Raw genomic sequence first — 11,454 nt, 5'->3', positions numbered from 1 at the left:
CCTCGGTCGCCCTGGCCCGCCTTCGTGCGCGTCAGTTCTGGTGGGCCTCGTAGTGGGCCACCGCGTCCGCGGTGCGGCCCGCGCCGTACACCCGGAGGAACTCTGCCAGTTCCGGGTGGCTGGGGGCGAGCGTGTCCGCCGCGTCGATGATGTCGCCCGCCGCGGAGACCGAGCGCAGCAGCGATTGGATCTCGCGGACGACGCGCTTGACGGTGGGCGCACCCGAACTGATGGAGGTCTGGCCGCTGTTGCTGAGGACCGAGCCACCCTGGGTCTTCTTGATCTCGTCCATCCGGTCGGTGGCCTCCGCCGCGCTGACGCTCCCGTCGGCCACCTGGCCGGCGAGGTCCTGGAGGGCCTGGACGCGCTGCACCACGGCAGGGTTGCCGATCTTGGCGCGCTGGCCGCTCATCAGCTGGGACAGCATGGGCGCCGACAGTCCGAGGACGGCAGCGAGGCGGGCCTGGTTGAGGCCGAGGTCATCTATGAGCCGGCGGAAGAGCGCTCCCAGAGGCTCCCCGTACCAACTGCGCTGAAGCTCTCTGGCTCTGGCCGTGGCCTCTTGCTGTACTGCGTCCACTCTTCCTACTCCCCTTCGCTGGTGCGAACCTCGCGAGCATCTTACGGAGCGTGGTCGCAGGGCGGGAGTCCCTATCATTTTGCGGGTTGAGGGGGTACACCCGGTACTCTGTTCTGCGGAACACCCGCTCCCCGCAAGGGGACAGGCGCGTCCGTACCCATGGGGCCTTAGCTCAGTTGGTAGAGCGCTGCCTTTGCAAGGCAGATGTCAGGAGTTCGAATCTCCTAGGCTCCACCCGAAGACCCCCCTTGACCTGCGGAAACGTAGGCGAGGGGGGTCTTTTCGCGTCCAGGGTCAGGAGGACCTGCGGGCCTTGGGGGAGGTCGGCCAGAGGTCGATCCAGTAGCGGCGCTTGGGCCCGATCAGGGTCTCGCGGACGTCTTCCAGGACACCGCCGCCCCGCTCGATCGTGCGAACCGATGCGGTGTTGCCGGGGTCGCAGGTCAGCAGGACCCGGTCCATCCCCATCACCCGCGCCTCGTGGAGCACCGATTCCAGGGCCCGGCCGGCCAGCCCGCGCCCCCGCGCCGAGGGTCGCACGCTGTAGCCGATGTGGCCGCCGGCGTCGAGGAGGAAGGCGTTCAGGTGGTGGCGCAGATCGATCGCGCCGAGGTAGGTGTCGCCCTCGGCGATCCACCAGTACGTCGCGTGTACCCGGCCCTGCTCGATCGGGAGCGCGCGGTCCGCGCGGCGGTGCAGCGAATCCACCCAGGCGGCGAAGCCCTCGGGGCTGTCCACGTCGTCCTCCGAGCCGAGGCCGGCGCCGTCCATGTCGGCCTCGTCGCCCCATTCCGCGCGGGCGGCGAGCCAGGAGGAGTGCAGCCGGGGGGTGGGCGGGATCAGCTCGGGCATGTCCGGACGCTATCAGCCGGACCGGAGCGGGCCGGGGGCCCGGAAGGCAGCCCCTTCCGGCCGGACGGTGTTTCACGTGAAACACCGCGCCGCGCCCGTCAGGGACCGGCGGCCGGCCGGGCCGGGGCCCGTCCCCCGGATGGCCCAGTCACGGGGCCGCCCGGAGTCCCGTGTCCGAGAGTGGGGGAAGGCGCCGCGCCCCGCGGGCGCCGGCCAGGGGAAACACCACGCCGGAGGCGTACGCACATGGGACTCTTCGACTTCCTGAAGTCCGACAAGAAGAAGGCACACGAGGCCGCCGAGAAGGCGGCGGAGCAGGTCCGGCAGCAGGCCCCGGCGGGACCCGCCACCCGTCAGGCCGCCGACGCCGCCTCGGCCACCCGCGCGGCCGCCGAGCGGATGGCGGCAGCCGCTCCGCCCAAGCCCGCCCCCGCGACCCCCACGCCCGGCTCGGCCGCGCACAAGGCGGTACCCGCGGCCCCCAGGCCCGCCCCGATGCCCAAGCCCGGCACGGCGGCCCCCGCGGCGCGCGGCGCCGCGCACACCCCGACGCCCGGCTCGGCCGCGCACAAGGCCGTTCCGGCGGCGCCCATGCCCGCGCCCGAGCCCGCCGCCAAGAAGCGCACCTATACGGTCAGGCCCGGCGACTCGCTCTCCGAGATCGCCCGCCGCGAGCTCGGCAACGAGGCCCGCTGGCGCGAGCTCTACGCCATGAACAAGGGCGTCGTCGGCTCCAACCCGGACCTCATCCGCCCGGGCATGGTGCTGACGCTCCCCCACTGACCTCCCCCACCGACCCGGCTCCGCCCGCACGGCGGACCGACAGCGGAAGGGCCCGGATCCAGCAAAGGATCCGGGCCCTTCCACCGCTCGTTCGCCCGCGGTCAGGGCTGCTTGTCGTCGGCAGCCGAGCCCACTTCGCGCTCCTTGGCGGCGAGCTCCTCGTCGAAGCTCGCCGGCTCCGCCGGCACCTCCGTGGCCGCCGGCGGCTCGACCAGCCAGTCCGGGTTCGACTGCTGGTCCCACCACTTCCACGCCGCGAAGGCGGCGCCCGCCACGACACCGACGATGGCGATCCCGCGCAGCGCCCGGCCGCAGCGCGCCCGCCGCTCGTGGCGGCGCGCGAGCCGCTGGATCTCCTGCGGAGTCACCTGGCCCCGCAGCGCCGCGAACGCCGCCACGGACCGCGAGGCCGCTTCCTCGGCCACCGGCGTGGCCGCGGCGATCGCGCTCTCGATCCGAGGCTGCGTGTAGTCGGCCGCCTGCCGCGCGGCCCGGCGCGTCTGCGTCACCGCCTTCGTCGCCGCCCGGTCCACATTCGGCGGTACATGCGCACGCGCTGCCTTCACGCGTGGATGCAGGTGGGTGTCGTACGTGGTCCGTGCCTGCCGTGCGGCCTCGACGGCCGCGTGGGAAACCTTCGGCGCGAGTACCTGGTTGGCCTCATGCGCGTAGTGCGACACGGCGTCCTTGGCGGTCCCTGCGTACGGTGCCACCACTTCCGACGCGTGCCGCACGGTCTCCCTGGCGCTTTCCGCAGCCGCGAGCACGCTGTCCTTGCGGGTCACAGGATTCCTCCTTCTCGGTGGCGGACACAGTTCACCTTTCCACCCTTTGTCGGATCATGCCTGGCAAGACACAGCCAGGCATGCATGACAGTGCATACGGGTGGAGCATTTCCGTCCGCTGCTTCCCCGCGTGGGAGGATCTGAACCGACAGTGATGACTATGGAAGGCAGATCTGTGGCCGAGAAGCTCTACGCCACCCTGAAGACCAGCCACGGCGACATCGAGATCGAGCTGCTGCCGAACTTCGCTCCGAAGACCGTGCGGAACTTCACCGAGCTCGCCACCGGCGCCCGTGAGTGGACCCGGCCCACCGACGGCCAGAAGACCACGGACCCGCTGTACGACGGCACCGTCTTCCACCGCGTCATCAGCGGCTTCATGATCCAGGGCGGGGACCCGCTGGGCAACGGCACCGGCGGTCCGGGCTACCAGTTCGCCGACGAGTTCCACCCCGACCTGGCCTTCACCAAGCCCTACCTGCTCGCCATGGCCAACGCCGGCCCGGGCACCAACGGCTCGCAGTTCTTCATCACCGTCGCGCCCACCGCCTGGCTGACCCGCAAGCACACGATCTTCGGCGAGGTCACCGACAAGGCCAGCCAGACGGTTGTGGACAAGATCGCCTCGCTCCCCACCAACGCGCGCACCGAGCGACCTGTGGAAGACGTGATCATCAAGTCGGTCGTCGTCGAGAAGCGCTGACTACCGCGCCCCGACTACCGCGCCCCGACTGCCGCGCCCCGACTCCCGCGTTCCGCCACCCGCGTCCCGCCGCCCCCGGGAACCTTTCCGCCCCGCTCGTCCGTCCTGGATACATACCGGACCGGCGGGGCGTCCCCCTGCCCCGCCGCCGATCGAGGGGACCGATGGACACCGAACGTCTGCCGGGCTGCTACCGCCACCCGGACCGCGACACGGGGATCAGCTGCACCCGCTGCGAGCGCCCCATCTGCCCCGAGTGCATGGTCAGCGCCTCGGTCGGCTTCCAGTGCCCCGAATGCGTCCGCTCGGGCTCCGGCACCGGGCACGGGCCGGCCGCGAACGCGCCGCGCACCCTCGCGGGCGGGGTGGTCGCCGCCGACCCCCAGCTGGTCACCAAGATCCTGATCGGCCTGAACGCCGCCGTGTTCCTCGTGGGCCTGTCGGCCCCGGCGGTCGTCCTGCAGCTGGAGCTGCTCGGCCGGTACGTGGAGTTCTACGGCGCCCCCGTCGAGGGAGTCTCCACGGGCGAGTACTACCGCCTGCTGACCTCGGTGTTCCTGCACGCCGAGTGGTGGCACATCATCGGCAACATGATCGGCCTGTGGGTGATCGGCGGCCCGCTGGAAGCGGCACTGGGCCGCTCCCGCTATCTCGCCGTCTACCTGCTGTCGGGGCTCGGCGGCAGCGCCCTCGTCTATCTGCTGACCGCACCGAACACCCCGACCCTCGGCGCGTCCGGGGCCGTCTTCGGCCTGCTCGGCGCCACGGTGGTCCTCGCGCGCCGGCTGCGGTACGAGATGCGGCCGGTGATCGTGATGGTCGTGCTGATGCTGTTCCTGACCTTCGTGCCGCTCGGCGGCAGCCTCAGCGTGTCCTGGCAGGCACACGTGGGAGGCCTGGTCACCGGTGCGCTGGTCGGGCTGGGCCTGCTCGGGCCCGCCGCCGGCAGGAACCGCACACTCGCCCAGGCGGGGACCTGTGCGGTGGTGTTCCTGCTGGCGGCAGCGGTGATCCTGCTCCGGACCGCGGAACTCACCTGATCACACCGGCGTCAACTCTCCACAGAGTTATCCACAGATCTTCTGTCTTTTCCTCAGGTGTGGATGACGCTGTGGATAACTCATGGGGAGAGCTTTTATCGGGGAAGGTTTCGTGCTACTTCCACTGCGTCGAGACGCCGAATCCCGCAGCGATGAAGCCGAAACCGACCACGATGTTCCAATTGCCCAGTGCTTCGATCGGCAGCTGGGTCTCGGTCACGTAGAAGACGACGATCCACGCGAGACCGATCAGGAAGAGTGCCAGCATCACCGGGGCGACCCAGCTGCGGTTGGTCAGCCTGATGGACTGCGGCTGCCGCGTGGGCGGCGGCGTGTAGTCGTCCTTCTTGCGGATACGTGACTTCGGCACGAGGGGCTCTCCTGTCGATGCGCTGGGGACCTTGCCTGCCCCGGGCGTCCGTTAGCGTAGTGGACCTGTGGCGTTGAAGGAGAAGGGTACGTTGAGCAATTCCGACGACTCCTCCGCGGGTCCCCGCCGCCGGGCCAGGCCGGTCCGGCTGCTGACGGCCGCCGTCTTCGCCCTGGCCGGGCTGCTCTTCGTCACCAGTTTCAACACCTCCAAGGGTACGAACATCCGGACCGACGCGTCGCTGCTGAAACTGTCCGACCTCATCGAGGAACGCAGCCAGAGCAACGCGGCGCTCGAGCAGAGCCTCGGACCGGTGCGCCGCCGTGTCGACGCGCTCGCCGACCGGGACGACGGCAGCACCAAGGCCGAGGACGCCAAGCTGGCCGCCCTGCGCGTGGCCTCGGGCACCGAGGAGCTGTCCGGCAAGGGCCTGACCGTCACCCTCAACGACGCCCCGCCGGGCGCCACCGCCCGCATCCCCAACGTCCCCGAGCCGCAGCCCAACGACCTGGTGATCCACCAGCAGGACCTCCAGGCCGTGGTGAACGCCCTCTGGCAGGGCGGCGCCCAGGGCGTCCAGGTCATGGACCAGCGGCTCATCTCCACCAGCGCGGTCCGCTGCGTCGGCAACACCCTGATCCTCCAGGGCCGGGTGTACTCGCCGCCGTACAAGGTCTCGGCGGTCGGCGACCCGGGCGCGCTGCGCAAGGCCCTCGCCGCCTCCCCGGCCCTGCAGAACTACCAGCTGTACGTGAACGCCTACGGGCTCGGCTGGAAAGTGGACGAGCACAAGGCGCTGACACTTCCCGGCTACTCCGGCACAGTGGACCTCCACTATGCGAAGCCGGTGGAGCCCACGTCCTGAGGCATTGCGGCCCGACGCCGTACTGCGCCTGGTGGTACGGGCGTTCAGCGAGCTGTGCCTGACGGCGGGCACCCTCATCGTGCTCTTCGTGGCCTACGTCCTGCTGTGGACGGGGGTCAAGGCCGACCGGGCCATGGACGGCGAGATGACCCGGCTGCGCGACCACTGGGCGGCGGCCGGGGCGCCGGCCGCCGAGCCGGCCCCGAACCCGGACCCGGACCCGGCAGCGTCGCCCCGGCCCACCGGGCCCCCCGAACCGGTCCGCCACCCCGCGGGCCAGGCCTTCGCCGAGATGTACATCCCGCGCTTCGGCAAGGACTGGAACAAGCCCGTCCTGGAGGGCACCGGCACCGAGCTGCTGAAGAAGGGCCTGGGCCACTACCGCGGCACCGCGGCCCTCGGCGCCACCGGGAACTTCGCGGTGGCGGGCCACCGGCGCACCTACGGGGACCCGTTCAAGGACTTCCCCGAGCTGCGCCCCGGGGACGCCGTGATCCTCAAGGACGCGGCCGCCTGGTACACGTACACGGTGCGCGGCGGGCCGCTGCGCACCCTGCCCACGGACATCGGGGTCGTGGACCCGGTGCCCCGGAAGTCGCCCTTCACCGTGCCCGGCCGGTACCTGACGCTGACGACCTGCGATCCCGAGTGGGGCCACAGCCACCGGCTGGTCGTCTGGGCGGAACTGACCGGCACGCGCGCCGTGGGGCAGGGCAGGCCGGAGGGTTTGCCGAGCTGACCCACCCGGCCGGGCCGCTGCCTTTAGTCTGTTGGCGTACCGCCTCTGCGGTGCGTGGAACGAATATGGACGAAAAGGAAACAGGCGGCATGTACGGCTGGATCTGGCGGCATCTGCCGGGCAACGCGTGGGTACGCGCGCTGATCTCACTCGTACTGGCCCTCGCGGTGGTGTTCGTGCTGTTCCAGTACGTCTTCCCGTGGGCCGAGCCGCTCCTGCCGTTCAACGATGTGACCGTGGACGAAGGATCGGGAGCCACTCCGTGAGCGCGCGCATTCTGGTTGTGGACAACTACGACAGCTTTGTCTTCAACCTGGTCCAGTACCTCTACCAGCTCGGCGCCGAGTGCGAGGTGCTGCGCAACGACCAGGTCGAGCTCTCCCACGCGCAGGACGGCTTCGACGGCGTGCTGCTCTCCCCCGGGCCCGGGACGCCGGAGGAGGCGGGCGTCTGCGTCGACATGGTCCGGCACTGCGCCGACACGGGCGTACCCGTCTTCGGCGTGTGCCTCGGCATGCAGTCGATGGCGGTCGCGTACGGAGGAGTCGTGGGCCGGGCCCCCGAGCTGCTGCACGGCAAGACCTCGCCCGTGGTCCACGCGGGCCTCGGGGTCTTCGAGGGCCTGCCCTCCCCCTTCACCGCGACCCGGTACCACTCCCTGGCCGCCGAGCCCCAGACCCTGCCCGGGGCGCTGGAGGTCACGGCGCGCACGGAGGACGGGATCATCATGGGCCTGCGCCACCGGGAGCACGACGTCGAGGGCGTGCAGTTCCACCCCGAGTCGGTGCTGACCGAGTGGGGGCACCGGATGCTCGCCAACTGGCTCGTGCGGTGCGGTGACGCGGGTGCCGTGGAGCGCTCGGTGGGGCTGGCCCCGGTGGTGGGCAAGGCCGTCGCGTGACCGCGCTCGCGCCGTCCGCGCCCACGGGGGGCCGGGCCGCGCGGCGCAGGGCAGCACAGGAGGCCGCCAAGCGGGCCGCCAGGAACTCCCGGCGGCGGGGCGGGCGGCGGCGCAGGCCGCCGGCGTCGGGTGGACCGCTGGTCGTGGCGAGCCGGCTGGGCGGGGAACTGTTCATCACGGCCGGCCTGGTGATGCTGCTGTTCGTCGCCTACCAGCTCTGGTACACGAACATCGTCGCGGAGCGGGCGGCGGACGGCGCCGCGGGCACGCTCCAGCAGACCTGGCAGCGCGACGCGGGCACGGACCCGGGCGGGGCGGCCGCGCCCCCCGTCACGGCCTTCGAGCCCGGCCAGGGCTTCGCCATCCTGCACATCCCCAAGCTGGACGTGAAGGTTCCGGTGGCGGAGGGGATCAGCAAGCCCAAGGTGCTCGACCGGGGGATGGTCGGGCACTACGCCGAGGGCGCGCTGAAGACGGCGATGCCGGCGGACGAGCAGGGCAACTTCGCGGTGGCGGGCCACCGCAACACCCACGGGGAGCCCTTCCGCTACATCAACCGGCTCGTGCCCGGGGATCCCGTCGTGGTCGAGACGCGGGACGCGTACTACACGTACGAGATGACCTCGGCGCTCGCCCAGACACCGCCGACGAACGTGGCGGTGATCAAACCGGTCCCGGAGGGCTCGGGGTTCACCGGACCCGGCCGGTACATCACGCTGACGACCTGCACCCCGGAGTTCACCAGCACTTACCGGATGATCGTATGGGGCAGGATGACCGATGAACGCCCCCGCGGCGAGGGCCCTCCGCCCGCGCTGACCAGTTAGGACGAATCAGCAGTGTCCCGTGCCCGCCGCCGCGCCGCGGCGCCGCCCGCCCCCGCCGGCAGCCGCAGTGTGCTCGCCGGTTTCCTCAGCCTGCTGGGCGAGCTCCTGATCACGGTGGGGCTGGTGCTGGCCCTGTTCGTGGCGTACTCGCTGTGGTGGACGAACGTGCTCGCGGACCGGCAGGCGTCGGCGCGCGGCGACCAGATCCGCCAGCAGTGGCAGACGCCGGGCACCGACGCGAAGCCCGCGGAGCCGGGTGCGCTGGACACCAAGGACGGCGTCGGCTTCCTCCACGTGCCCGCGATGGAGAACGGCGAGGTGCTGGTCAAGCGGGGCACCGACCCGCAGACGCTGAACGACGGGGTCGCGGGCTACTACACGGAGCCGGTGAAGTCGGCGCTGCCGTGGGACGAGAAGGGCAACTTCTCGCTGGCCGCGCACCGCGACGGCCACGGCGCGAAGTTCCACAACATCGACAAGCTGAACAACGGCGACGCGATCGTCTTCGAGACCAAGGACACCTGGTACGTGTACAAGGTCTTCGCCGAGCTGCGCCAGACGTCGAAGTACAACGTGGACGTGATCAGCCCGGTCCCGAAGGAGTCGGGCAAGGCGGCCCCGGGCCGCTACATCACGCTGACCACCTGCACGCCCGTGTACACCTCGAAGTACCGGTACATCGTGTGGGGCGAGCTGGTCCGGACCGAGAAGGTGGACGCGAAGCGGACCCCGCCGGCGGAGCTTCGCTGACCCGGAGCCGCGATCCGCGTTCCGGGCCCTCAGAAGGCCCTGTGGACGGCCGGGAGGCTTCGGCTGGCCCCCCTAGGCCAAGGCTTCACGTCCGAATCCGCAGACGGCCGCGCAGCCGCGGGGGAAAACGGGTCCGGCCCCTCTCCCGCGGGAGAGGGGCCGGACCCGTATCGCCTGCCGGTGGACGTCAGCCGCCGAGGCCTCCGATGAAGCCGCCGCGGCCGCCGCCGTTGTTGTTGCCGCCGTCATGCTGGCCGCCGCCCGGCGTGGTCACCACGTTGACCACCGTGCCGGTCGGAACCGGCCGGCCGGCCGCCGGGTCCGAGCCCAGGACGCGGGCGTTCTCGTCCGACGGGCCGCTGACCACCGCGCCGAGGGCCAGGCCCTTGGACGCGAGTTCCGCCCTGGCCTGGGCGACCGTCTTGCCCGCCAGGTTCGGCACCTGGACCTGCTGCGCGGCCTTGGCGATGGTGATGTTGACCGTCTTGCCGACCTCCAGCTGCGATCCCGCCTGCGGCTGGTGGTCGATGACCGTCTTCGGCGGGGCTCCGGGGGAGTCGAGCTCGGTCACGCTGCCGAGCTTGAGGTTGACGGCTTTGAGGGCCTTCTCCGCGTCTTCCTTGGTCTTGCCCTTGAGGTCCGGGACGATCGCCTTGGACTGCTCCTTGGCGACCGTGAGCGTGATGACGGAGTTCTTGTCCGCCTCACCGCCGGGCTTCGGGTTCTGCTCCAGGACGGTCCCGGCGGCCCGCTCGGACTCCTGCGCCTTGCGGTCGACCTGGAAGCCCTTGTCCTTCAGGGCCTTCTCGGCGTCCTCGTACGTGAGGTTGATCACGTTGGGGATCGGCACCTTGGCCGCGCCCGTGGAGATGGTCACCGTGACGGTGGAGTCCCTCGCGACCTTGGTGTCGGGCGCCGGGTCCTGCTTGCAGACGTTGCCCTTGGGCTGGTCCTCGCAGGGCGCCTCGGTTCCCTTGACCACCTTCAGGCCGACGTTCTCCCCGCTCCTGACCGCCTGCTCCAGGGTGGAGCCGATGAGCTTGGGCACGGCGGGGCGGTTGTCGGCGGTGCCGCTGAAGAGGGAGCGCCCGATCAGGATCGCGCCGACCAGGACGAGCACGCCGGCCGCCACGAGCAGGATCGTGGACGCCTTGCTCTTCTTCTGGCGGCGGTTCCCGCCCTGGTCGTAGCCGCCGTGGCCCTGGTCGCCGTACCCGTAGCCGCCGTCGCCCGGGGGCATTGGCGGCATCATCGAGGTCTGGCCGGCATCGGCGGTGCGCAGGGCGGTGGTGGGCTGGTCGTAGCCCTGGTGCCCGTAGCCGTGGCCCTGGTCGTGCGGGTAGCCGTAGGCGGCCGCGCCCATGGCGGCGGTGGCGGCGACGGGCTGGCCGTCGAGGCAGGCCTCGATGTCGGCGCGCATCTCGTCCGCGGACTGGTAGCGGTAGTCGGGGTCCTTGACCAGCGCCTTGAGGACGATCGCGTCCATCTCGGGCGTGATCTCGGGGTCGAAGTTCGAGGGCGGCTGCGGCTCTTCCCGTACGTGCTGGTAGGCGACGGCGACGGGGGAGTCGCCGACGAACGGGGGCCGGACGCTGAGGAGCTCGTAGAGCAGGCAGCCGGCGGAGTAGAGGTCGGAGCGCGCGTCGACCTGCTCGCCCTTGGCCTGCTCCGGGGAGAGGTACTGGGCGGTGCCGATGACGGCGGCCGTCTGCGTCATGGTCATGCCCGAGTCGCCCATGGCGCGCGCGATGCCGAAGTCCATCACCTTGACCTGGCCGGTACGGGTCAGCATCACGTTGGCGGGCTTGATGTCACGGTGCACGATGCCGGCGCGGTGCGAGTACTCGAGGGCCTGGAGGATGCCGATGCACATCTCCAGGGTGCGCTCGGGCAGCAGCTTGCGGCCGGAGTGGAGGAGCTCGCGCAGGGTGGAGCCGTCGACGTACTCCATCACGATGTACGGGATGGAGATGTTGTCGACGTAGTCCTCGCCGGTGTCGTAGACGGCGACGATCGCCGGGTGGTTCAGCGACGCCGCCGACTGGGCCTCGCGACGGAACCGGGCCTGGAAGGACGGGTCGCGGGCGAGATCGGCGCGCAGGGTCTTGACGGCGACGGTACGGCCGAGCCGGGTGTCGTGGGCGAGGTAGACCTCGGCCATGCCACCGCGGCCGAGCACGTGGCTCAGCTCGTACCGGCCGCCGAGGCGACGCGGCTCTTCCATAACGTTGCAGCCCTCTCCGTCAGTCCCGACCGCAC

13 protein-coding genes, 1 tRNA gene and 1 pseudogene are annotated in these 11,454 nt (G+C 71.1%); 10 read left to right on the top strand and 5 right to left on the bottom strand.

Features of this window, described 5'->3' with window-relative positions:
- Positions 1-31 precede the first annotated feature (31 nt).
- Complete coding sequence (locus BGK67_RS18045) at positions 32-580, bottom strand: helix-turn-helix domain-containing protein (protein ID WP_069921055.1); 549 nt, start codon at positions 578-580, stop codon at positions 32-34.
- A gap of 161 nt (positions 581-741) precedes the next feature.
- Here BGK67_RS18045 and BGK67_RS18040 point away from each other — a divergent pair.
- Positions 742-814: transfer RNA gene (locus BGK67_RS18040), tRNA-Ala, on the top strand.
- Between the two features lie 60 nt (positions 815-874).
- Here BGK67_RS18040 and BGK67_RS18035 read toward each other — a convergent pair.
- Positions 875-1,432, bottom strand: coding sequence for a GNAT family N-acetyltransferase (locus BGK67_RS18035; RefSeq protein ID WP_069921054.1), 558 nt, complete (start codon positions 1,430-1,432; stop codon positions 875-877).
- Between the two features lie 246 nt (positions 1,433-1,678).
- Here BGK67_RS18035 and BGK67_RS18030 point away from each other — a divergent pair, with 246 nt between their 5' ends.
- Positions 1,679-2,215, top strand: coding sequence for a LysM peptidoglycan-binding domain-containing protein (locus BGK67_RS18030; protein ID WP_069921053.1), 537 nt, complete (start codon positions 1,679-1,681; stop codon positions 2,213-2,215).
- A gap of 101 nt (positions 2,216-2,316) precedes the next feature.
- Here the strand turns inward: BGK67_RS18030 and BGK67_RS18025 are convergent, their stop codons facing one another.
- Positions 2,317-3,000 (bottom strand): DUF5324 family protein, encoded by a 684-nt coding sequence (locus BGK67_RS18025; RefSeq protein ID WP_069921052.1) that lies wholly within the window; start codon positions 2,998-3,000, stop codon positions 2,317-2,319.
- Positions 3,001-3,175: 175 nt separating this feature from the next.
- On the opposite strand from BGK67_RS18025, the gene BGK67_RS18020 reads away from it, so the two are divergent.
- Positions 3,176-3,703 (top strand): peptidylprolyl isomerase, encoded by a 528-nt coding sequence (locus BGK67_RS18020; protein WP_069921051.1) that lies wholly within the window; start codon positions 3,176-3,178, stop codon positions 3,701-3,703.
- Positions 3,704-3,867: 164 nt separating this feature from the next.
- Positions 3,868-4,743, top strand: a complete 876-nt coding sequence (locus tag BGK67_RS18015) for a rhomboid family intramembrane serine protease (protein ID WP_069921050.1) — start codon at positions 3,868-3,870, stop codon at positions 4,741-4,743.
- Positions 4,744-4,858: 115 nt separating this feature from the next.
- Here the strand turns inward: BGK67_RS18015 and crgA are convergent, their stop codons facing one another.
- The gene (gene crgA / locus BGK67_RS18010) at positions 4,859-5,113 is read right to left on the bottom strand and encodes a cell division protein CrgA (protein WP_069921049.1); all 255 of its coding nucleotides are present in this window, start codon (positions 5,111-5,113) and stop codon (positions 4,859-4,861) included.
- A gap of 91 nt (positions 5,114-5,204) precedes the next feature.
- On the opposite strand from crgA, the gene BGK67_RS18005 reads away from it, so the two are divergent.
- The 6 genes and pseudogenes from BGK67_RS18005 (at position 5,205) to BGK67_RS17985 (ending at position 9,195) form a co-directional block, all read left to right on the top strand.
- Positions 5,205-5,978, top strand: a complete 774-nt coding sequence (locus tag BGK67_RS18005; RefSeq protein WP_069921048.1) for a DUF881 domain-containing protein — start codon at positions 5,205-5,207, stop codon at positions 5,976-5,978.
- Positions 5,979-5,982: 4 nt separating this feature from the next.
- Positions 5,983-6,717 carry a class E sortase gene (locus tag BGK67_RS18000; protein WP_244291248.1) on the top strand — a complete coding sequence of 245 codons (735 nt, stop codon included), beginning with the start codon at positions 5,983-5,985 and terminating at the stop codon, positions 6,715-6,717.
- Positions 6,718-6,782: 65 nt separating this feature from the next.
- Complete coding sequence (locus BGK67_RS38335) at positions 6,783-6,983, top strand: hypothetical protein (protein WP_141754032.1); 201 nt, start codon at positions 6,783-6,785, stop codon at positions 6,981-6,983.
- Complete coding sequence (locus BGK67_RS17995) at positions 6,980-7,618, top strand: aminodeoxychorismate/anthranilate synthase component II (RefSeq protein WP_069921046.1); 639 nt, start codon at positions 6,980-6,982, stop codon at positions 7,616-7,618. Before BGK67_RS38335 ends, BGK67_RS17995 begins: the two co-directional genes overlap by 4 nt.
- A pseudogene (locus BGK67_RS17990) lies at positions 7,600-8,445 on the top strand (class E sortase); the annotation flags it as partial. The gene BGK67_RS17995 and the pseudogene BGK67_RS17990, both read left to right, overlap by 19 nt.
- A 12-nt stretch (positions 8,446-8,457) precedes the next feature.
- Positions 8,458-9,195, top strand: a complete 738-nt coding sequence (locus BGK67_RS17985; protein ID WP_069921045.1) for a class E sortase — start codon at positions 8,458-8,460, stop codon at positions 9,193-9,195.
- Between the two features lie 187 nt (positions 9,196-9,382).
- On the opposite strand, the gene pknB is transcribed toward BGK67_RS17985, so the two are convergent.
- The gene (gene pknB, locus BGK67_RS17980; RefSeq protein WP_069921044.1) at positions 9,383-11,419 is read right to left on the bottom strand and encodes a Stk1 family PASTA domain-containing Ser/Thr kinase; all 2,037 of its coding nucleotides are present in this window, start codon (positions 11,417-11,419) and stop codon (positions 9,383-9,385) included.
- Positions 11,420-11,454: the final 35 nt, after the last annotated feature.

Source organism: Streptomyces subrutilus (assembly GCF_001746425.1).
Classification (GTDB): domain Bacteria; phylum Actinomycetota; class Actinomycetes; order Streptomycetales; family Streptomycetaceae; genus Streptomyces; species Streptomyces subrutilus_A.
The sequence above is the reverse complement of the archived record's forward strand: the minus strand, read 5'-3'. Positions and strand labels throughout refer to the sequence as shown.